Raw genomic sequence first — 22,579 nt, forward strand, 5'->3', positions numbered from 1 at the left:
TGCTATTTTGTCCGCATCACTGATATTTGTTGATCCAAGGAAACCCATGTTCGTTGAATGTTTATTATTAGTTGTTGGTTTAGCGCTCTTAGTTTGGAGTGCTGATCGTTTTGTTTTTGGCGCTGCCGCTATTGCTAACAATTTTGGTTTACCGCCGATGATTATTGGCCTAACCATCGTCGCGTTGGGCTCCTCCGCCCCAGAAGTTATGGTTTCAGCAACCGCCGCCTTAGAAGGCAAAATGAATACCGCAGTGGGAAATGTAATCGGCTCCAACATTACCAATATCACTTTAGTTCTCGGCGTGACCGCCTTATTCAAACCTTTATTCGTTTCATCATCAACGTTATTTAGAGAATTACCGATGGTGTTAGCCGCCACGGCATTTGCTGGTTGGATATTACATGACCAACATCTTGGATATATAGAAGGTACCTTATTATTGACGATATTTGTAACCATGATGGCCTTTCTCATCATCGGCTCGCTACGTCAACGTAACAACGCCAAACTAGATCCAATGATGGAAGAAGCCGCTTCGGAAGTCCCCAAAGATGTAGCAACCAGCAAAGCTTTGTTGTGGCTTGCGGTTGGTTTAGTATTATTGCCGATAAGTGCTGACATATTAGTCGGTTCAGCCTCAGAAATCGCGCGCTATTTTGGGATCAGTGATTTAGTGATCGGCTTGACCATCATCGCCATCGGCACCAGTCTGCCAGAACTAGCTGCTTGTATCGCAGGGGTCATCAAAAAAGAAGATGACCTGGTTCTGGGTAATATTATCGGCTCAAACCTATTCAATATTTTAGCCGTATTAGCGGTCCCCGCAATGCTCGCCCCCGGTCCAATTGACGCCCTTGCTGCCGAACGTGACTTCTATGTCATGATGGGGGTAACCTTATTACTGTTTGTGATGTCAATGAGCTTCTTTGGCAGAAGTCGCAAAATATCACGTTGGGAAGGCGCAATATTATGCTGCAGCTTTGTTGCCTATCAACTGTTATTATTCTCGGCTTAAGCGACTATTTTTATTCAGCATTATTTGAGGGAAATTGAGTGTCAATTGATTATATCGCCACCGCTAAACAGGTTTTAGAAATCGAAGCTTTGGGCATCGAAAATCTGCACCAATACTTAAACCAAGATTTTAGTGCAGCCTGTGAGTTAATCTTAGCGGGTAAAGGTAAGGTCATTCTTACCGGGATGGGGAAGTCGGGTCATATTGCCAATAAAATAGCCGCGACTTTAGCGTCGACCGGGACCCCAGCTTTTTTTGTGCACCCTGGCGAAGCCTGTCATGGTGATTTGGGCATGATATCCGCCGATGATATTGTTATTGCGCTCTCAAATTCTGGAGAGTCAGAAGAGATCCTCTCCTTATACCCGGTGTTCAACCGTATCGGTGTACGCTCAATTGCACTCACCAGTAACCCTCTCTCAAGTATGGCGAAATTGGCCGACTACCACCTGTGTGTTGCCGTTCCCCGTGAAGCGTGCCCTCTCGGCTTAGCGCCAACCGCGAGCTCTACCGCTACGCTCGTCATGGGAGATGCTTTAGCCGTGGCGCTACTCCAAGCTCGAGGCTTCACTGCCGATGATTTTGCACTATCTCATCCGGGTGGCAGTTTAGGCAAAAAACTGCTATTGAGTGTTCACGACATTATGCTCAGCGGGGAACAAATTCCTTTAGTTGTAGTCGAACAAACTATTCGAGAAGCACTATTTGAAATTACCGCCAAAGGTTTAGGTATGGTTGGCGTCGTCAATCAGCAGCAACATTTAGTCGGAATTTTTACCGATGGAGATTTACGCAGGATCCTAGATCAGCGTATCGATATTCATGAAACGCCTATTGGTCAAGTGATGACACACAACCCTAAAGTAATAGAAGATGATTGGTTAGCCTTTGATGCGCTTAAACTGATGAAGAAAGACTCAATTAACGGTTTATTTGTACTCCATCAACAAACCGTAATTGGCGCTTTTAATATGCACACCTTACTGCAAGCAGGAGTCTATTAGTGAGTGTTGAAACGCCCTACGGGGCGGTCACCCAGCAAAACTATAGTTTAGCCAGAAATATAAAATTGCTCATTTGTGATGTCGATGGCGTATTCTCCGATGGTCGGATCTACCTCGGTAATGATGGCGAAGAATTAAAGGCCTTTCACACCCATGATGGCTTTGGTATTAAAGCATTACTCAATGCAGGTATTGAGGTTGCGATTATTACCGGCCGCCAATCAAATTTAGTCAGCACCCGCATGCAAGCTTTAGGTGTGCAGCATATATTTCAGGGCCAGCAAGATAAAATGCAAGCCTATCGACAATTACAACAAAAGCTAAGCTTAAGCCCCGAATACTGTGCCTATATCGGCGATGACGTGGTCGATGTTCCAGTCATGAATGCCTGTGCCTTAGGGGTTGCTGTATATGACGCCCATCCATTATGTAAACAAGCTGCCAAATTAGTGACTAAAACCGCTGGGGGTTATGGTGCAGTGCGGGAATTATGCGATTTAATTCTTCAGGCACAAGGACAGCTACAAAATGCTCAGGGCATGAGTATATGAATAAACCCACTTGGTTTTTTGCGGTTTTATTTATGGTGGCTTTGGTGCTTTGGCAGCTCAGCCCGTCAGATACCCAACAACTGACCGAAACTCGCGAAATCAATAAACCCAATTTTATTGCCGAACAGCTATACAGTGTTAGTTTTGGCGAACAGGGAAGGCCCCGCTATCGTATTTATGCCGAACAGATGGCGTATTTTGAGCAACTCAAGCACACCACTTTCAGCCAACCAAAAATCTTGGTATATCCCGATCCCAAACAACCTGTATGGCAAATCGTGGCCGATCAAGCTACAGTACAGCAGCAACACACGGTCATGTTAAATGACAATGTAGTAATTAAAAACTTAAGTCGCAGCAAATACGTTCGTGACTTAATTACAGACAGCTTGGAAATCGACCTGCAAAACGAAACCATGCATAGTGATAAACTCGTTACCGTTTATGGCCCATCCTACGAATTATATGGACGCGGAATGAACGGTGATTTAGCCAATGAAATAGTGACTTTATTAAATGATATCGAAGCGGTTTACCACAATCCACAAGAATAAATTAGCCTTTTTAGCAAGCCTGTTACTCATCAGTTGGGGGGCTCAAGCGCTTGAAGACGACTTCAATAAACAAATTGTCGTCGATGCCGACCGTCAACAGGTTAATATCAAAGAAAATCGCGTCACTTTTTATAATAATGTCGTCGTGACTCAAGGCTCGATAAAAATGCGCGCCGAAGAACTGAGCGTTATCGGAAGTGAGCAAAAAGGCAGCGAAGTGATGATAGCAAAAGGCAAACCAGCCACCTTCTATCAGCTCTTAGATAATGGTAAGCCCATTGAAGCAGAGGCGAACGAAGTGCGTTACGATTTGAAGACTCAAACGCTTACGCTTACTAACAATGCACTGCTGAAGCAAGAAGAAAGCTTAGTCAAAGGTCAAATGATTAAATACAGCATTAACAAACAAGAAATGGTTGCTCAGGGCGACCAAAACAATCGGGTGACCACCATTTTCTTACCCCAACAACTCAACAAAGTTGCCCCCAAGGCCACGCCTCAACCATGAGTACCTTAATTGCAGAAAACCTTGCCAAAAGTTACAAAGGGCGCAAGGTCGTTAAAAACGTGAGTCTCAATGTTGAAACTGGAAAAATTGTCGGTTTATTAGGGCCCAATGGCGCTGGAAAAACCACCACTTTTTATATGGTGGTTGGTTTAGTCCCAAGGGACCAAGGGCGGATCCTAATTGACAACGAAGATCTGTCAAGTACCGCCATGCATACCCGGGCTCGCAAAGGCATAGGTTACCTACCGCAAGAAGCATCTATCTTTCGTCGCCTCTCGGTAGAAAAGAATATTTTAGCGGTCTTAGAAACACGTAAAGACCTCGATAAACAACAACAAATGGGCGCGCTCGATGACTTACTTGAAGAGTTTCATATTGGTCATATTCGCAAGAATTTAGGCATGAGTCTGTCGGGCGGTGAACGTCGCCGAGTAGAAATTGCCCGCGCTCTAGCTGCCGCACCTAAGTTTATTTTGCTTGACGAACCCTTCGCAGGCGTGGATCCTATTTCTGTTATCGATATAAAAAAAATCATTGAACATCTTCGTGATCGCGGTCTGGGTGTATTGATCACCGACCACAATGTAAGAGAAACACTAGATGTTTGTGAGCACGCCTATATCGTTAGCCAAGGCGAACTGATAGCCTCAGGAAAACCTGAGGAGATACTTAAAAATGAGCATGTGAAACGAGTTTATCTCGGTGAACAATTCAAGCTATAGTTAAAGTATGTCCTCAAACGCGATAATAAAAAGAAGGAACAGCGGTAATTAATGAAAGCATCTTTGCAGTTGCGTCTTGGTCAGCAATTAACCATGACCCCCCAGTTACAACAGGCCATACGCTTACTCCAGCTTTCGACGCTGGATCTGCAGCAGGAAATCCAAGAAGCTTTGGAGAGTAATCCTCTGCTAGAAGCAGATGAAGCGCAAGCAAATGACGCAGACTCGGCTGAATTTAAATCAGCCAGCGAGCAAAATAGTGATGCAAACAATAGCCAAACGGAGATCGATAGCAGCCAGATGGAAACTGGCGATGCGATTAGTCAAGATACCGTCGCAGACGATCTTCCGGTTGACTCAACTTGGGATGACATTTACAGCGCGAGTTCGGCTCCTGCCAGCTCTTCATCCGGTAGCAGCAGTGATGACAACGACATGTTGTTTCAAGGTGAAACCGTTGACTCCTTACAAGATCACTTGCTCTGGCAAATGCGCCTCACGCCTTTTAGTGAAATAGACCAAGCGATCGCCCTCGCCATCATCGACGCAGTCGACCAATCAGGTTACCTGACCCAAGATTGTGAGCAATTACTTGAGGGACTACGTTCGATTGAAAATAATGATTTAGATGTCGAGTTAGATGAAATTGAAGCAGTACTTAAACGTATTCAGCACTTCGATCCAGTTGGTATTGCTGCCCGCTCTCTACAGGAATGCTTACTCATCCAATTAAGTCGTTTCAGCGAACAAACACCTTGGCTGAATGAAGCGAAAGACATCGTATCGAATCATATTGATGTATTAGCAAATCGAGATTTTCGTTTATTGGCCCGTAAAACCAAGTTAAAAGAGGAGCAGCTACGCGAAGTGATGCGGCTGATTCACACCTTAGAGCCAAGACCTGGTAATGCCGTCGAACCAAATCAAGCCCAATACGTAATTCCCGATGTCTCGGTGATTAAACGTCAAGGTCGCTGGGTGGTTGAACTCAATCCTGACGCGATGCCAAAACTACGCATCAATTCACATTATGCATCGATGACTAAAACCTCGACCAACGCCAACGATACCCAGTTTATTCGCAGCCATCTGCAAGAAGCAAAATGGTTCATCAAGAGTATTGAAAGCCGTAACGAAACCCTACTGAAAGTCTCTAATTGCATCGTGCATCACCAACAAGCTTTCTTTGAATATGGTGAAGAAGCCATGAAACCGATGGTATTGAATGATGTTGCCGAAGCGGTTGAAATGCATGAATCCACGATCTCTAGGGTCACGACTCAAAAATTCATGCATACCCCTCGCGGGATCTTCGAACTCAAATACTTTTTCTCTAGCCATGTGGCTACCGATGGTGGAGGAGAATGCTCCTCAACAGCCATTCGTGCATTAATTAAGAAACTGGTTGCTGCCGAGAATACCAGTAAACCACTCAGCGATAGTAAAATCGCTGATATTTTGGCAGATCAAGGCATCAAGGTGGCTAGGCGTACGATAGCTAAATATCGTGAGTCATTGGCTATTCCACCTTCTAACCAACGTAAGAGCCTTATTTAAAGGCCACTATAAAGGGGACGACATCTATGCAAATTAACCTTACTGGACACCACGTAGAAATCACTGAGTCTTTGAGAGAATATGTCCACACTAAGTTTACTAAGCTACAACGACGATTCGACCAAATTAATAATGTCCATGTTATTCTCAATGTCGAAAAACTGAATCAGATTGCCGAAGCCACTATACACCTAAATGGTGGTGAATTATTCGCCACTTCAGAACACGCTGATATGTACGCGGCCATCGATAGCCTCATCGATAAGCTCGATCGCCAAGTCATTAAGCATAAAGAAAAACTCACCAAACATTAGTCATAGTAATGCAAATAGATAAAGTACTAAGCTTGGACTGCACCCAAAGTGCAGTCCAATGTTCGTCAAAAAAACGAGCATTGGAATTGATCAGTGAACTGGTTGCGAAGCAACTCGACACCACATCTAAAAGTATATTTGAAAGTTTATTAAATCGTGAACGCATGGGCAGTACTGGCATTGGCCAAGGCATCGCGATCCCTCACGGTAGAATAGGCAATCAATACCATGCGACCGCAGTATTATTACGCTGTACTCCGGCGATTTCCTTTGACGCCATTGACAATCAAGCCGTTGATTTAATATTTGCCTTACTGGTTCCCGAAGACCAATGTCAACAACATCTAAATACTCTCGCTCAAGTTGCTGAAAAACTTAACGATAAGCAAATATGCAAACAACTTCGTACAGCACAAAGTGATGACGAATTATACACGATCATGATAGCCTAAGACTCTAATCGTTATTAGGGGTTATCATGGAACTGATTATCGTTAGCGGGCGCTCCGGTTCAGGTAAAACGGTCGCACTACGAGTATTAGAAGATTTAGGTTATTACTGTGTCGACAATTTACCAGTCGTATTATGGCGTCCTTTAATTGAACACCTAAAAAGACAGTACACCAAAGTCGCCATTAGCATCGATGTGCGAAATTTACCTGATGAACCCTCACCCATCGGTCAACTAATTCGCGATGAAGGCTCTGAGCTTAACCTATTAAGTATTTTTCTCGACGCGAAAGATGATGCGCTGATCCGCCGCTACAGTGAAACTCGGCGGGTTCATCCACTGAGTCAAAACGACATGTCTCTAGCCAAGGCCATAGAATCTGAAACCGCCCTGCTCGCCCCCATTTCTCGCAATGCTGACCTAAGAATAGATACCTCGCGTTTATCCGTACATGAATTGAGTCAGCTCATTCGATCGCGAGTGACCGGAGAACAACAACAGCAATTAATTATGGTGTTTGAGTCCTTTGGCTTTAAAAATGGCGTACCCAATGATGCCGATTACCTATTTGATGCTCGCTTTTTACCGAACCCGCACTGGCAAGAAGAACTACGACCTTTATGCGGTCTCGATCAAGCGGTTAAAGATTATTTAGCCAAGCAGCCTCTTGTAGAGCAGTACATCCAGCAAATCGCTGATTTATTAGGATCTTGGCTGCCGCATTTAGAAGCCAATAATCGCGCCTATCTGACCATCGCAATTGGTTGTACTGGCGGACAACATCGTAGTGTTTATGTCGCCGAACAACTGGCTGAACACTTTAGTCAAAAACGTAAGGTGCAGCGGCGCCATCGAACTTTGGAACATAAACTTGAAACTCACTAGACAAGTCGTCGTAAAAAACAAACTGGGCTTACACGCTCGCCCAGCCACCAAACTGGTCGAATTGGTACAAGAATTTGAAGCTGAAGTAAGTATTATTGACGGGGAAAAAACCGCTTCGGCTGCCAGCGTGATGGGATTGCTGGTATTGGCAAGCGCTCAAGGCAATACCCTCACGATAATCTCTGAAGGTAACGATGCAGAGGCTGCTCTCGATGCCATACAACAACTCGTTGAAGCAAACTTCGACGAGGAATAACGCGAATTTATTGATGCAACTGCTACACTAAGTCCTGTTGCATTTTTAGTGAATATTTATATCGTAGCGGACAAGGCAGAGCCTATCGCGTAGAAACAGCACTGATGCAGGTACTCAAGCCGTAAACTGTGACACATGTTACCCAAAGGGTTCCGCTGAAAACCTTTGTACCATCCGCGACAGGTTCACCCGCTCTAAAAGCGTGGTTTAATCTTTACACGACTATAAGGACCGCTTATGCCTGAAGAGATGGAGTTAAATCCTAATCAACACAAACGCCTACAGGAGCTAAACCAAGCGCTCGATAGTGGTATGTTTGTGCATGTTAGGCGAATGCTTCATCAGATGCCGCCTTGTGATGTCGCTCTACTATTAGAATCTAGCCCTCCCGCAGGTCGAAAAGTATTATGGCAACTCACCGATCCGGAAAAGCACGGTGAGATCCTCGAAGAATTAAACGAAGATGTCATGGAAGGGGTACTCCAATTAATGGCCCCCGAAACCCTTGCTGCAGCGACCGAGGGAATGGACACCGATGATATCGCCTACGTGCTTCGCAGCCTACCCGATAGTGTCTATCAAGAGGTATTGTCGCAAATGGATGGCCAAGACCGCCATCGAGTCGAAGCTGCGCTCGCTTATCCAGAAGACACCGCTGGCAGTATCATGAATACCGACACCATCACCCTGCGGGCAGATGTCAGTATTGATGTTGTATTGCGCTATTTGCGGCTTAGGGGCGAACTTCCTGAAGCAACGGATGCACTTTATGTTGTCGATGAGAATGATTTACTACTCGGCGATATCCCACTATCAACCTTGCTCACCGTTAATCCAAGCGTCAACGTCAGAGAGGTAATGGATAGTAATGCTGAAACCATACCGGTCGCCATGGATGAAGATGACGTGGCTTCCCTGTTTGAACGCCACGACTGGATATCTGCCCCAGTAGTTGATGAACAAGGGCGCTTGTTAGGCCGAATTACCATCGATGATGTGGTGGATATTATTCGTGAGCATGCGGAACACTCGATGATGGGGATGGCGGGGATGGACGATGACGAGGATACCTTCGCCCCGGTCTTAAAAAGTACTCAACGGCGCACCGTCTGGCTAGCGGTGAATCTTTGTACGGCTTTAATTGCAGCGTCGATTAGCAATATGTTTGAATCAACGATTGAACAATTGGCAACGCTAGCGATCTTAATGACTATTGTTCCTAGTATGGGTGGCATCGCTGGTAATCAAACTTTAGCGCTCGTGATCCGGGGGCTTGCGGTGGGCCACATTGGCGAGGGCAACTCTCGCTGGTTGATCGGTAAGGAAGCCGCAATCGGTATGTTAAATGGCTTAATTTGGGCGAGTGTTATTTCGGTAGTGATCACCCTATGGAAAGGTGACTGGACTTTAGGCATTATCATCGCTGGGGCGATGTTCATTAATATGTCCTTAGCCGGATTAGCCGGGGTTAGTATTCCCTTATTAATGAAAAAATTTAATATCGACCCCGCTTTAGCGGGGGGAATGGCCTTAACCACCATCACCGATGTGATGGGCTTGTTCTCCTTTTTAGGTATGGCCACCTTAGTATTAGCTTAAGGCAGGAGTATCTAAATCGCAGCTCCTACTAAATATCAATCTGCCTAAGCGCTGACGAAAAATTTATCTTTGAAGCAAGCTTGAGCTGTATTTTCGGAGAAAACAAAGCGGCATACCACAGGCCGCTGTTAAAATGCTTATCTTAAACAGAAATAGACGCTGAAAGAGTAACAAGTACTAGCTACCCGCAATCTTCATCGAAGAAATCAATATTGAACCGGTTTGAATTGAGCTTTCTTTATCGAAGTCATCCGCAATGGCAACTATATTGGCAAACATCTCTGGCAAGGTACTGGCTACCGTAATCTCATGTACCGGAAAAGCAATTTCACCATTTTCAACCCAATAACCAGCCGCGCCTCGAGAATAATCACCGGTGACCAAATTAACGCCTTGGCCCATCAGCTCTGTCACCAATAAACCGGTTCCCATTTGCTTCAGCAAATCAGCCCGATTGATCCCACTGTGCTGCACTAACCAATTATGGATCCCACCAGCATGACCGGTACTTTGCATGCCCAGTTTACGTGCCGAGTAGCTGGTTAACAAATAGCTCTCTAAACGCCCATCAGCAATAATATGGGTCGCTTTCGGGGCCACGCCTTCGCTATCAAAAGGAGTACTTGATAAGCCTTTTTTAATAAAAGGGTCCTCGTAGATCGACAACCAACTAGGGAACAGCTGACTGCCCAAACTATCGAGTAAAAAAGACGAACGGCGATACAAATTACCACCACTAATCGCCCCCACGAGGTGGCCAAATAAGCCACTCGCGACCTCTTGGTCAAACACCACCGGCACCTCACAAGTCGCTATTTTACGACTACCGAGGCGACCTAAGGTTTTACTAATCGCCTTGTCGGCCAGTTGTTGAATACTGTCTAAATCGGCAAAATCACGCGCCACGCTATAGGCGTAATCACGCTGCATCTCTTTATCACCGGCGATCAACATGCAACTAATGCTATGGCGGCTGGTTGGATAGCCTTCAACAAAACCATGGCTGTTTCCATAAACCTTCACCCCGTAGTGACTATTCACATTCGCCCCGTCACTGGCCTTAATCTGCGAATTGCTCAAAGCTAAGCCTTCACATTGCTTGGCTAATTCAATAAATTTTTCAGGCTCCAATGGGTGAGGATGAAATAATTCTAGATCCGCAATATCTGTTGCTAGTAATGCTTTATCTGCAATCCCTGCCGCTTTATCCGCCGATGTATATTGAGAGATATCATAAGCCGCTTTCACCGCATTGGTGATAGCTTCTGGACTCAGATCTGAGGTTGAGGCACTGCCCTTACAATTCGCCGAATACACCGCAATCCCCAGCGCACCGTCATGATTAAACTCAAGGGTTTCCACTTGTTGATCACGAGTCGCAACACAAATTCCCGTTTGTTTCGAAATCGACACTTCGGCTTCATCCGCGCCAAGTTGTTTTGCTTGCTTAATCGCAAACTCAACAGCTTGTTTTAATTGACTGAGTTCTTGGCTCGATTGTTTTTCAGGGCTCATTTTGATTTTTTAATTTCCATGTATGGCCCTCGGGCCTGTTGAACTATAGCGGTCAATTTTCGTTCGAGATCTTAGGATGTTATCCCAGCTCAAGTGATGCAGCTTAGCATTCTAAGCAAACACCTCGCAACAATAAGTAAACGCCTTACAACAAAGAGTCAAAGGTTTTAGCCAAAGCCATGATCCAGCGTTTATAAGCGCTTACTGCTTGGCACAGAGAGACAAGCTAACAACAGCCAAAGCACCGTTCAAAAATCCACCAGCCAAGTCCCAAATGTAAGCATTAAAGATAAACCCTCTTCACCACAAAACTCATCGAGCGGCCATAGCCAAGAACTGGTAAGATATGCGAAAAGTGCTATGAGTAACAGAAAATGAGTAATGACCCGTCCTTTACAGACGAAGATGAGTGGATTAGTAAATCAGAAATCAAGCGTGAAGCCGATAAACTGAAAAAATTGGGCGTCGAATTAGTGGGTTTAACCAACCCACAAATAGAGTCCATCAGCATGAGCGCAACCTTAAGAGAAGCAATTGCCCTTGCCAAACGCTTGAAAGATAAACGAGAAGCGGCACGCCGCCATATGAATTACATCGGTAAAGTACTAAGAACCGAAGACATTGAAAGCATCAATGCTGGCTTAGATAAGATCCGCAACAAACACATTTATCAAGCACAGGCCCAGTTAGCTCTAGAGAAACGGCGAGAGCAGCTAATAGAAGAAGGGGATCCTGCGATTAATGCCTTAGTCGAAAAAAATCCAGCGTTAGAGCGTCAAAAATTGCGCCAGTTGGTCCGCCAAGCCAAAAAAGAATTAGAGCAGCAAAAACCAGCTAAGGCTCACCAGGACTTGCTTAAATATCTCAAATTACACTCTTAAAAAAAGGGCCAAGGCCCTTTTCATTTATGCAGTGCCACCAACGGTAAGCTGATCAAGTTTCAAACTCGGCTGGCCAACCCCCACAGGAATGCTTTGTCCTTCCTTACCACAGACTCCAACCCCTTGATCCAAACACAGGTCATTCGCCACCATCGACACTTGTTGCATCGCTTCAGGGCCACTACCAATTAAGGTTGCCCCTTTTATTGGCGTAGTAATCTTACCATCTTCAATGAGGTACGCTTCCGAAGCCGAAAAGACAAACTTACCCGAGGTTATATCCACCTGACCTCCGCCAAAATTAGGCGCGTAAATGCCTTTTTTCACCGAAGCGATGAGTTCTTCAGGCTCACTTTCACCACCTAACATATAAGTATTGGTCATGCGAGGAAGCGGCAGATGTGCATAAGACTCTCGGCGTCCATTTCCAGTCGACTGAGTATCCATCAGTTGAGCATTATGCTTATCTTGCATATACCCTTTCAGAACACCGTTTTCAATTAATACATTATATTGCCCAGGCGTACCTTCATCATCAATACTCACCGATCCCCGACGGTTGGCAAGCGTACCATCATCAACAATAGTACATAATGGCGAAGCTACCTGTTGTCCGATACAACCAGAAAATGCCGAAGACCCTTTACGATTAAAGTCACCTTCCAGACCATGTCCCACCGCTTCGTGCAGTAACACACCTGGCCAGCCAGCACCGAGTACTACTGGCATCAGTCCGGCTGGGGCATCCACCGCTTCTAAATTCACTAAAGCTTGGCGTACCGCTTCTTTCACATAAACCATCGCCCGTTCACAGCCATCAACTTCTTCAAGGAAATAACTATAATTCTGACGTCCACCACCGCCCGCAGATCCGCGTTCACGGCGCTGTTTACGTTCGACTAAGACACTACAATTGAAACGAATTAATGGCCGAATATCCGCAGCTAAGGTACCGTCACTAGCTGCGATTAATACTTCTTCGTAGACCCCACTCAAGCTCACGATCACTTGGTTAACCGCAGGATCTAAGCTACGAGCATACTTGTCGGCGCGTTCTAATAAGGCAATCTTCTGTTGATTAGATAAACTAACCAAGGGGTTATTGGCCTGATAATACTGTTCCGCTGCGACCCGTTTAAAAGGCTTTAAATTGCCCCTTGAGGCTGGCGAGCTGATCCCTCTGGCCGCCTGACAAGTCTGCATTAAAGCATTGGGATTAATCACATCCGAGTAGGCGAAACCGGTCTGCTCTCCACTGATCGCACGAACCCCAACCCCTTGTTCAATGTTATAGCTGCCTTCTTTCACGATGCCATCTTCTAAAACCCAAGATTCATGTCGACTATGTTGAAAGTACAAATCGGCATAATCTATTTGGTTCTTCGCCACTTCAGCCAGCGCTAAGCTCAACTCTTGTTCGCCAATGCCACTTGGCAAGAGTAAGGATTGACTGACTTTTTCAAACGACATAGTGATTATTTTCTCCACCCTAAATGTAATTGCCCGTGCAACGACACTGGCATACTGCTTCTCACTTGTTGAATTAACTGCGGATTAAATTCGGCTCGCGCCATAGACTCTCCGCTCGCTTGTATATCTAAACAACGTCCCCAAGGGTCAACTACCATCGAATGGCCCCACGTTTGGCGCTGGTTATGGTGGGTGCCAGCTTGATTAGCCGCCACCAAATAAAATTGATTTTCGATCGCTCGGGCCTGTAATAAAGGTCCCCAATGCGCCTCTCCCGTCACTGCGGTGAATGCAGCTGGTAGTAATACAATATCACAGCCCTGTTCGCGCAACAGCTGAAATAAATAAGGGAAACGCAAATCAAAACAAATCGCCATCCCAACTCGATATTCACCAATATCAAACCACGCCAAATTCTGACCCGCGATAAAATAATCTGACTCTCGATAAGCCCCCACATTGTCGGCGACATCAACATCAAATAAATGCAACTTGTGGTAATGCTGAAGTAATTTGCCGTGAGGGGAAAAAGCCAAAGATGAGGTATAGCAACGGGTGTCATCTTCGGCCAGCGTTGGCATACTGCCTGCCACCAAATATATTCCATAGCGCTTAGCTTGCTCGGCGAGCCATTGTTGGATCGGTCCATCGCCTAAAGCTTCCGCCAGCTGCATATATCCCTGCTCCCCTGCCCCATAAGCCGCAAAATTTTCCGGCAAAAGCACTAAATCTCCGCTTTGTGGTTTAGCCTGAGCGAGCAAGCGCTCTGCCTGTTGTAGGTTGTCAGCTAAGTTGGCACTCGAATTCATTTGTAAGGCAAGTAAATTCATTAACGTGCGTTCTCCTTTCTAAACTCATCGGGGACTTCAATTTTTTGTTTCACGCGTTCTAATTCAATTAATTCAGGCTGGCGAATATTACCTTTAAGAGCAAAATCAATTTGAGTCACCACTTCCACCACCGGCTCAAGTAACTTCGATAGCGCAAGTACTGCAACCCCCGTCACAGGGGTAACCAAAAAAGCGGCTAAAACGGGTAAGCTAGAAGTCACTTTAGGTGAATAACTTACTAAATAATCAACTTTACCATCCCCAAAATCAACTTTTCCTTTACCACGCATGGTACCGGCGACCCCATCTAAATAAAAATCTTGGTTATCAGCTACCCCATGTTTTAAATTGATCGAGCCACTCATTGAATCAAAGTGCAGGCCCTTCTCAAACACGTCACTAAAATCAAGTTTCAAACGTCGTCGAATCGTATCGAGACTAGCTAAAGTCAATAAGCGAGTACCTTTATCGCTCATTTCGGTGAGGGCACCACTACCTGTTTTCATCGATAGTTTGCCATCTAGAGACCCTTTTTGAGGCCGATAAAGTGCATCTTGCCAGCTAAGGTCAAAGCTAAAGTTTGCCGGCGTTCTTTTGAGAGGGCTGGTTATGCCCATCGTTTCAATCATCTGCTCCATGCTGTCACTATTCAAAGTTCCAGCCACTCCCGCTTGTTCTCCGTGTTCGCTTTCGGTCCAAAACAACGCAGAAGTGAGCTGACTATGTCCCCAATCAATCCATAAGCGACCATTTTCCAGACGATGATCCACTATTGGCATATCCAGCTTAAGCTTACCCAGACGATAATCTGCAAATTGGCAAGCATCACATTCAAGCACAAAAGGCGGTAATCGTTGCAATAACGAAACTGGCTCAGGGGCGAACAATGATTCCGAATCCGCCGACTCAGAGGCGCGGTTGTCAGGCTCAAGACTAAACTTCAAATTCGGTAATATGGCTTTTTCAATCTTGACCTGTACTGGCATTTCGAGACTGGGCTGAGAGGGCGCAGCAATACTTGCCAACAATTGATCCGAACTAATTTGCAACTGAGTTTTACTCAAAGGAAGATAGGCAAAATCAAAATTATCGAGATCTTGTTCCAATAAATGAGCTTGCTGAACCTTGCCGCGAATAAACATGAGGGGCGGGCGCTCAAAACTCACGTTGCGAAAGTCACTCAGTTTTTCTTGCGGAACAAAATTAGCTTGTTGTTTCATCCACTTCAACCAAGGTTGCAGTTCAAGTTCAGCAAAATCAAAAGACATCGCTAAACCATTGCCCTGCCAAAGCAGATCATTATTGGCGCCCAGATTCAGTAGACCATGAGTGATTTTTTTCTGCTCATTTTGATAACTTAATGTCAGCTCTGCGGAGACCAACTGATTGCTTTCCAAACGAATATCACTGGCTTGATTATTACCACTCACACTTAAGGCTGTCGGCCAGAGCTGCGTTTTAGTTTTCCCCAAGGGCGCGGGAAGCCGTGATGCTAAACCCAGTAATTCAGAGCGAAAATCACCACGATAGTCAAATAAGCCTTGCGGCTTCAACTGAATATTTAGATCACCCTGCCAGGCTAAGTCACCTGTCGCATACTCGCTTAAAGGTAAACCAAAAGCGCGCTCTGCTGCGTTGATTTTCCAACGCCCAGCGAGATCGAAATCAAGCTGATAATGAGCCGCTTGTGCCTCAGTCTTTAATTTTACATCCAGCGGCATGCCACGCCAAATCGCACTGAGTTTATTACTATGCAACTTCTCATTTTGAAAAGACAGCCGTCCTTTGAGTTGGTTAAGCTTCATCCCAGTAGGAATAATGGCCAAATTATTCCCCAAAAAGTCAACATGACCATTCACTTCTACTTCGCCGCCAGATAAGGGGATATGAAGATACACCTGCCCCGCAACATCACCATTGCTTAACGGCAGTTGCTGCAAGCTACTACTTAAGGCTGTGACCGGAGATTGCATCAAATAGTCAGCCACGGCCTTTGCGGGCGCCTTGATATCACCAGTGATAAATAACTCTGAATCATGGTGAAATTCAGGAATACTCGCAGTAATCCGTTGTGCTGGTACCGCTCCCAAGAGCGCTTGGTTGCTTTCCATAAACAAGCCATCATTTTGAAACAGTAGATCAAGCTGCAGCTTCTCTAGGTTTGGCCAATGAGGGTCAAATTTAAAACGGGCATCTTTCAGTGGAACAAAAGCTTGAAAGATACCATCGTGTTGCTGATAGGGGTAATGATTGAGTTGTCCGTACCACAACACCTGACTATGCTTGGCTTGGCCCGCTAATAAGGCTGGTTTAAGGTAATCGAACACCTTACCCGGCATAATTTTGGGGTAATAACGATAGGCTTTTGCCGCATCTTTAACTTCTGCGTTGGCGATTAGGCTGAGTAATGGCCATTGACCCTGCTTTGGCCATTGCAAAGACCACTGGGCGAGCAGATCTAATTCAGGGGTTCGTAACTGAGTATAGGCACTACTTAAGCGAAGCGCTGAATCAGCAAAATCGATATTTACCACTGAATCAAAAGCCTCGATTTCAAAGGTTTCAGAAAATTGAACCGCCAGGCCAAACTTCCCCTGTTGTTTAAAATGCACTTGAGCCCTTTGTTCATCACCCGCTAAGTGAACATTTAACTGCTCAAAACTTGGAATAAAAGACTGCCCTTGAGCGCTTAAATCCGATAGTTGCGCCTGATATTGCCACCGCTTGCTAAGCGGTAAGTATTCAAGCTTCAATTGCTCCAGAGTACCCGCCTGTAGCAATTTCGACCATGCAATATCTTGCTTATCGGCAGCCAACCAATCTATCGCGCCAGACCAGGCTGCAAGATCCAAATGTTGGATCTGCCAAAGTTGCCGCTGTTGACTCACCACAGCCTGTAAGTCAAAGTCACTGTTGGGCTGACCATTCATGTTCAGTACCCACGGCAGTTTATCCACCCGCCATTGTTGACCCACTTGCAGCGCCTGTAACAAACCACCATTAATGTGCAGCTGCTGTAATTCTTCTGCTCCCCAGAATACACTACTCGGCTGCCATTGCATGACCCAACGTTGCTGCTGTTTCGCACCAAAATCGCCCCATAACGAAAGATTTAAGTCACTGCTCAATTGGCTGGAAACTTTCCCAGAAAGTAGCGGGATGGTATTTACATTAAGATGTTCCGCTTCCGCGAAAAAATGCCCGCTCAACTGCTTTATTTGACTGGCATCACCGCTTAAGTCCACTCGAAATTTAACCCGTCCACTCTCCAAACCTTGACCGATCCGCACTTCTCCATCGCCCTGATGGAGGCCATTACTATTCAGCCAATCCAAATTCGCAATATCGAGTTTAAGTTGATGCTCAGGGAAGTTCAGTAGGATGATACTATTGGTGAGGCTAAAACGAGTTAACTGCTCCAAAAAGGTATCAGCAATCGCTTGATAAGAATGTGAGTAATCGATCGTTTCTTCTGATTCAGAAGGTGCTACATCCAGCTGAAAACTCAAGCCATCTAGCACCAAATCTTTAAACACCACCTTTCTCTGTTCCAGTGTTTGCCAAAGATCTAGTTCTAGCATTAAGGCATCAACGTGAAACTGAGTATCACGATCTTTACCGATGGCAATTTGGCTATTTTCAAATACCAACATCGGACGGAAATTATGTAAACGAGCATTAAGCTGACCAATACTCAGGCTAGCGTCCTGCCCTTTAATCAACCAAGCGGCAATGTCATCTTTATAATGGCTGGCAAATGCTAAAATGCCGCGAGCTAAACTTAAGCACACGGCAACAATAACTAATAATAGCGCTAAACCATGCCAACATTGACGAGCACTTCGGGAGAAAGCCTTCAACATAGATCTACATTAAGACCACATCGAATTGTTCTTGGCTATACATCGGTTCAGTTTGGATCTTCACTTGCTTGCCAATAAACACCTCTAGCTCCGCCAAACTATGGGACTCTTCACCCACTAACATCTCCGCAACTTGAGTCGACGCATACACGATGAAATTATCAGCATCATAAGCTCTGTTCACCCGTATAACCTCCCGTAAAACCTCATAACAAACCGTTTCTACTGTTTTCACAGTTCCACGACCACGACAGGTTGGACACTCGCCGCAAAGAATATGTTCAATACTTTCTCGAGTACGCTTACGCGTCATCTCCACCAAACCAAGCTGTGAAAAACCACTGATATTGGTTTTCGCACGATCTTTTGCTAAGGCGAGCTCTAGACTATGCAACACTCGGCGCTGGTGTTCCGTCTCAGACATATCGATGAAGTCGATGATCACAATACCACCTAAATTACGTAAACGTAATTGACGAGCAATTGATTGTGTCGCTTCGATATTGGTATTAAAAATTGTTTCTTCAAGATTTCGGTGGCCGACAAAAGCGCCGGTATTAATATCAATGGTGGTCATCGCTTCAGTTTGATCGATGATCAAATACCCACCCGACTTTAAATCAACTCGGCGTTTTAAGGCACGTTGGATTTCGTTTTCAATATCAAACAAATCAAAAATAGGTTGCTCACCGGCATAGTACTCTAGGATCTCGGTAAACTCGGGCACAAATTCAGCACAAAAAGAAATCAACTGTTCATAGGTTTCCCGAGAATCTACTCGGATCCGATCCAAGTGAGTGCCGACAAAATCACGAATAATACGCAGAGCTAAATTTAGCTCTGCGTACAACTGGCTTTTGCAGGCGGAGCTTTCTTTTCGTTGTAAAACTTTACGCCATACCCGCTTTAAGAAAGCAGCATCTCGCTCTAGCTCTTCTGCGCCAACCCCTTCGGCTGCAGTACGAATGATAAAACCACCCAGTTCGTCCACAAAATCGGCACAAATATCTTTCAGCCGTTCCCGTTCTTCCTCGCTCTCAATACGTTGTGAGACACCAACATGGCTGCTGCCCGGCATAAAAACTAAATAGCGTGAAGGCAGCGTAATATCGGTGGTTAAACGAGCCCCTTTAGTGCCTAAGGGATCTTTCACCACCTGCACCATAATATCTTGACCTTGGCGAACCAATTCGGCGATATTACCCACTTGGAAGTGTTCTTGCTCGGTAACATCCACACATTCGGTATGGGGCACAATATCCGATGCATGCAAGAAAGCCGCTTTATCTAAACCGATATCAACAAATGCTGCTTGCATTCCAGGTAGCACTCGGCTCACTCGCCCTTTATACATGTTGCCAACAATTCCACGACGCGCATCACGCTCAACATGCGTTTCTTGCAAGATCCCGCTATCGACTAAAGCAACACGGGTTTCAGTTGGAGTGACGTTAATCAATAATTCTGCTGACATAGTAACCTAGCAAGTTAAATAACAATGAAGTAAACGATCGGTTTCAACTAAGGGAAGCCCGACCACCGAGCTATAGCTGCCCTCAATCGCTTCAACAAATTTACCACCGATCCCTTGGATCGCATAACTCCCTGCTTTATCGCAGGGTTCGCCGCTGGCCCAATAGTCGCTCATTTGCTGCATAGAAATAGCACAGCACTTCACCTGAGTGGTGACCAATTCGGTATGGGGCTGATCTTGATAATACAAACACACAGCAGTCATCACTCGATGCTGCTTGGCACTTAACAACTGAAGCATTCGTTGACTATCGGCCTGATCTTTTGGTTTCCCTAAAATCTGCCCCTGACAAACTACGATTGTATCCGACCCCAGCACTGCGCTGGTCGCATCCGTTTGCTGACGATATATAACCGCCGCCTTTTGCTCGGCTAAACGCCTCACTAATTGCTCTGGCGTTTCATTTGCTAACACCGCTTCATCAATATCGGCCGCTTGCACACTAAAGGCCCAGCCCAACTGAGTGAGTAACTCGATTCTTCGGGGGGAGGCCGAAGCCAAAATCAGCGGGTAAGCTTGCTTCACGTTATTTTCCATTGGCGACGCAATTTACGTAACAATAAGAATATCCATGGCCAAGCAACCGCAGAAGTAATCACAGGATAGAAATACCCCTCAGGCAGATGTATATCCAGCACTAAATATTCGGCCCAAAATACCACCAACTTCGCAAGGGCAACCATCACAGCTACAACCAAGGCTTGTTGCCACACCGAAAAATTGCGTAAACGGGTAAAATTGGTCGCCGCAAGATAGGCGACGATCGACATCGCAAGCGCCCTAACTCCCAAAGTTGAACCCAGCAGAATATCAAGGATAAATCCGACTAAAAACGCACTCCCCACATTACTGCGATGTGGTAAGGCAATGGTCCAATAAAACACCCCCAGCAATACCCAGTCGGGACGAAAAGCATCGGCGACCAAAGGCAAGGGAATAATCGCCAATATTAAGGCAATTAAATGACAACAGAGAATGGTCCCGCGACCATTAATTTTTTCTAACATGCAAAAGCCTTTGTTGCCGAACCCACTATCACGGCCAAATCAATAATAAATAACGTAAACGATCTAACTGAACCAAGGGCGTCGCAACCACATCAGCATAGGGCTTGCCCTCTTGATAAGCAAAACGACTAATCAGCGCAACCGGATATCCTTCAGGAAATACCCCTCCCAAACCAGATGTGACTAATACATCGCCTTCAACAATATCAGTACTACGCGGAATATGCGGTAACTGTAACCGACCCAGCTCTCCGGTGCCATTCGCCACCGCCCGGATGTCATTACGGGCAATCCGCACCGGAATGCCATGACTGGCATCGGTGATCAATAGTACTCGACTGGTGGTGGTGCCCACATGTAGTACCTGGCCAATCACTCCCACATCGTTAATCACCGGCTGACCTTCGAACACACCATCAAGTTGACCTTTGTCGATCACCACTTGATGAGAAAATGGATCCGAATCCACCGCCATAATTTCGGCCACCAGCTTGCGACTATCGTGACGCACAGGCGAGCCCAGCAAGGCGCGTAAACGAGCATTTTCCTTGGCTAAACTTTCCAACAATAACTGATCCGCCCGATTCAGCAACAGCTGTTCTTTTAAGATGTTATTCTGCTGTTTTAGCTGTTGACGAGTCTCCAACTGATCAGACATTGAATCCATCAACTGACCCGGCATATTGGCAATATATTGCAAAGGACTGACCAATGAATGCAAATAGATCCGCCAAGGCTGAAAGGCCAATAGTTTACTGTCGGCGAAGATAAGAAATAAAGACAAGGCAATCGCCAATAAAAGGCGAAGTTCTATAGATGGACCTGAGCCGAAGATGGGTTTCATCGGTCTTTACCTGAATAATTTTCTGAGTGATTTAGAAGAGAAATGGCGAGGCTAATCAAGCACTCGCCATTGCAGCGGATTTATTCGTAATGAAATAAATCGCCGCCATGCATATCGATCATTTCAATGGCCTTACCACCACCACGAGCAACACACGTGAGCGGATCATCAGCAACAACAACCGGAATACCGGTTTCTTCCATGAGTAAACGATCTAAATCACGCACCAAAGCACCGCCACCGGTCAATACCATGCCACGTTCAGAAATATCTGAAGCTAACTCCGGCGGGCTTTGCTCTAAGGCAACCATCACCGCACTCACAATGCCAGATAAAGGCTCTTGCAGGGCTTCTAAAATTTCATTGCTATTCAAGGTGAAACTTCTTGGCACACCTTCCGCTAAATTACGCCCGCGAACTTCTATTTCGCGCACCTCATCGCCAGGATAGGCAGAACCAATCACGTGTTTAATGCGTTCTGCAGTTGCTTCGCCAATCAAGCTGCCATAATTGCGGCGCACGTAATTAATAATCGCATCGTCGAACTTATCACCGCCGATCCGTACCGAAGATGAATAAACCACTCCATTCAATGAGATAATAGCCACTTCGGTGGTCCCGCCACCAATATCCACGACCATCGATCCGGTCGCTTCCGATACCGGTAAACCTGCACCAATCGCAGCGGCCATTGGCTCATCAATTAAATACACCTCTCGGGCACCTGCACCCATCGCCGATTCACGAATGGCGCGACGCTCAACCTGAGTAGAACCACAAGGCACACACACCAAGACCCGTGGGCTTGGGCGTAAAAAGTTATTATCGTGAACCTGTTTGATGAAATGCTGCAACATTTTTTCGGTCACATAGAAATCGGCAATCACACCGTCTTTCATAGGACGGATCGCTAAAATATTACCGGGAGTACGCCCCAACATTTGCTTGGCGGCATGTCCTACAGCCGCTACACTTTTAGGGCTACCACCACGTTCTTGACGAATCGCGACAACTGAAGGCTCGTTAAGCACGATCCCCTGATCTTTAACATAAATAAGTGTATTAGCTGTTCCTAAGTCAATAGACAAATCGTTAGAAAACAAGCCTCGAAGCTTTTTAAACATAGCTAGGCAAATCCTGAGAAGAAATAGTATCGATGATAAGCGATTAAAACTTGGCTCACTTTACCAATGCAGGCCAAGATGAGCAAGCATAC

22 protein-coding genes are annotated in these 22,579 nt (G+C 45.6%); 13 read left to right on the forward strand and 9 right to left on the reverse strand.

Translation table 11 applies throughout. The features are described 5' to 3' along the window. Window positions 1-46: 46 nt before the first annotated feature. From ACRRS1_RS18660 to mgtE, 12 genes are all read left to right on the forward strand, one after another. The gene (locus ACRRS1_RS18660; protein WP_432456012.1) at window positions 47-1,018 is read left to right on the forward strand and encodes a calcium/sodium antiporter; all 972 of its coding nucleotides are present in this window, start codon (window positions 47-49) and stop codon (window positions 1,016-1,018) included. Window positions 1,019-1,056: 38 nt separating this feature from the next. Further along, window positions 1,057-2,022 (forward strand): KpsF/GutQ family sugar-phosphate isomerase, encoded by a 966-nt coding sequence (locus tag ACRRS1_RS18665; protein ID WP_432456011.1) that lies wholly within the window; start codon window positions 1,057-1,059, stop codon window positions 2,020-2,022. Beyond that, window positions 2,022-2,573: a 3-deoxy-manno-octulosonate-8-phosphatase KdsC gene (gene kdsC, locus ACRRS1_RS18670; RefSeq protein ID WP_432456010.1), complete on the forward strand. Its 552-nt coding sequence runs from the start codon at window positions 2,022-2,024 to the stop codon at window positions 2,571-2,573. The genes ACRRS1_RS18665 and kdsC overlap by 1 nt, the downstream gene beginning before the upstream one ends. After that, complete coding sequence (gene lptC / locus ACRRS1_RS18675; RefSeq protein WP_432456009.1) at window positions 2,570-3,127, forward strand: LPS export ABC transporter periplasmic protein LptC; 558 nt, start codon at window positions 2,570-2,572, stop codon at window positions 3,125-3,127. The genes kdsC and lptC overlap by 4 nt, the downstream gene beginning before the upstream one ends. Then, window positions 3,090-3,635 (forward strand): lipopolysaccharide transport periplasmic protein LptA, encoded by a 546-nt coding sequence (gene lptA / locus ACRRS1_RS18680; RefSeq protein ID WP_432468936.1) that lies wholly within the window; start codon window positions 3,090-3,092, stop codon window positions 3,633-3,635. Before lptC ends, lptA begins: the two co-directional genes overlap by 38 nt. Further along, window positions 3,632-4,357 (forward strand): LPS export ABC transporter ATP-binding protein, encoded by a 726-nt coding sequence (lptB, locus tag ACRRS1_RS18685; RefSeq protein ID WP_432456007.1) that lies wholly within the window; start codon window positions 3,632-3,634, stop codon window positions 4,355-4,357. Before lptA ends, lptB begins: the two co-directional genes overlap by 4 nt. A 51-nt stretch (window positions 4,358-4,408) precedes the next feature. Further along, window positions 4,409-5,914 (forward strand): RNA polymerase factor sigma-54, encoded by a 1,506-nt coding sequence (locus ACRRS1_RS18690; RefSeq protein ID WP_432456006.1) that lies wholly within the window; start codon window positions 4,409-4,411, stop codon window positions 5,912-5,914. A 26-nt stretch (window positions 5,915-5,940) separates the two neighbouring features. Beyond that, window positions 5,941-6,228 carry a ribosome hibernation promoting factor gene (gene hpf / locus ACRRS1_RS18695; RefSeq protein WP_432456005.1) on the forward strand — a complete coding sequence of 96 codons (288 nt, stop codon included), beginning with the start codon at window positions 5,941-5,943 and terminating at the stop codon, window positions 6,226-6,228. Between the two features lie 8 nt (window positions 6,229-6,236). Beyond that, window positions 6,237-6,680, forward strand: a complete 444-nt coding sequence (ptsN, locus tag ACRRS1_RS18700) for a PTS IIA-like nitrogen regulatory protein PtsN (RefSeq protein WP_432456004.1) — start codon at window positions 6,237-6,239, stop codon at window positions 6,678-6,680. 26 nt (window positions 6,681-6,706) lie between these two features. After that, window positions 6,707-7,564, forward strand: a complete 858-nt coding sequence (gene rapZ / locus ACRRS1_RS18705) for an RNase adapter RapZ (RefSeq protein WP_432456003.1) — start codon at window positions 6,707-6,709, stop codon at window positions 7,562-7,564. After that, window positions 7,551-7,820 carry an HPr family phosphocarrier protein gene (locus ACRRS1_RS18710; protein WP_432463808.1) on the forward strand — a complete coding sequence of 90 codons (270 nt, stop codon included), beginning with the start codon at window positions 7,551-7,553 and terminating at the stop codon, window positions 7,818-7,820. Before rapZ ends, ACRRS1_RS18710 begins: the two co-directional genes overlap by 14 nt. 237 nt (window positions 7,821-8,057) lie before the next feature. Then, the gene (gene mgtE, locus ACRRS1_RS18715) at window positions 8,058-9,419 is read left to right on the forward strand and encodes a magnesium transporter (protein WP_432456001.1); all 1,362 of its coding nucleotides are present in this window, start codon (window positions 8,058-8,060) and stop codon (window positions 9,417-9,419) included. A gap of 177 nt (window positions 9,420-9,596) precedes the next feature. On the opposite strand, the gene pmbA is transcribed toward mgtE, so the two are convergent. Then, window positions 9,597-10,934 carry a metalloprotease PmbA gene (gene pmbA / locus ACRRS1_RS18720; protein WP_432456000.1) on the reverse strand — a complete coding sequence of 446 codons (1,338 nt, stop codon included), beginning with the start codon at window positions 10,932-10,934 and terminating at the stop codon, window positions 9,597-9,599. A gap of 374 nt (window positions 10,935-11,308) precedes the next feature. On the opposite strand from pmbA, the gene yjgA reads away from it, so the two are divergent. Further along, a complete protein-coding gene (gene yjgA / locus ACRRS1_RS18725; RefSeq protein WP_432455999.1) occupies window positions 11,309-11,815 on the forward strand; it encodes a ribosome biogenesis factor YjgA in 507 nt (168 codons plus the stop codon). A 24-nt stretch (window positions 11,816-11,839) separates the two neighbouring features. Here the strand turns inward: yjgA and tldD are convergent, their stop codons facing one another. From tldD to ACRRS1_RS18765, 8 genes are all read right to left on the reverse strand, one after another. Beyond that, on the reverse strand, window positions 11,840-13,285 hold the full coding sequence (gene tldD, locus ACRRS1_RS18730) for a metalloprotease TldD (protein ID WP_432455998.1): 1,446 nt from the start codon (window positions 13,283-13,285) through the stop codon (window positions 11,840-11,842). Window positions 13,286-13,290: 5 nt separating this feature from the next. Then, window positions 13,291-14,115 (reverse strand): carbon-nitrogen hydrolase family protein, encoded by an 825-nt coding sequence (locus ACRRS1_RS18735; protein WP_432460145.1) that lies wholly within the window; start codon window positions 14,113-14,115, stop codon window positions 13,291-13,293. Then, window positions 14,115-17,978, reverse strand: coding sequence for a YhdP family protein (locus tag ACRRS1_RS18740; RefSeq protein WP_432455996.1), 3,864 nt, complete (start codon window positions 17,976-17,978; stop codon window positions 14,115-14,117). Before ACRRS1_RS18740 ends, ACRRS1_RS18735 begins: the two co-directional genes overlap by 1 nt. A 4-nt stretch (window positions 17,979-17,982) precedes the next feature. After that, complete coding sequence (gene rng / locus ACRRS1_RS18745; protein ID WP_432455995.1) at window positions 17,983-19,452, reverse strand: ribonuclease G; 1,470 nt, start codon at window positions 19,450-19,452, stop codon at window positions 17,983-17,985. Between the two features lie 6 nt (window positions 19,453-19,458). Next, a complete protein-coding gene (locus ACRRS1_RS18750) occupies window positions 19,459-20,049 on the reverse strand; it encodes a Maf family protein (protein WP_432460146.1) in 591 nt (196 codons plus the stop codon). Next, window positions 20,034-20,519 carry a rod shape-determining protein MreD gene (gene mreD, locus ACRRS1_RS18755; RefSeq protein WP_432455993.1) on the reverse strand — a complete coding sequence of 162 codons (486 nt, stop codon included), beginning with the start codon at window positions 20,517-20,519 and terminating at the stop codon, window positions 20,034-20,036. Before mreD ends, ACRRS1_RS18750 begins: the two co-directional genes overlap by 16 nt. Before the next feature lie 28 nt (window positions 20,520-20,547). Beyond that, window positions 20,548-21,363, reverse strand: coding sequence for a rod shape-determining protein MreC (gene mreC / locus ACRRS1_RS18760; protein WP_432455992.1), 816 nt, complete (start codon window positions 21,361-21,363; stop codon window positions 20,548-20,550). An 80-nt stretch (window positions 21,364-21,443) separates the two neighbouring features. Beyond that, on the reverse strand, window positions 21,444-22,487 hold the full coding sequence (locus ACRRS1_RS18765) for a rod shape-determining protein (protein ID WP_432455991.1): 1,044 nt from the start codon (window positions 22,485-22,487) through the stop codon (window positions 21,444-21,446). Window positions 22,488-22,579: the final 92 nt, after the last annotated feature.

This window comes from Agarivorans sp. Z349TD_8, assembly GCF_050870825.2.
GTDB lineage: Bacteria > Pseudomonadota > Gammaproteobacteria > Enterobacterales > Celerinatantimonadaceae > Agarivorans.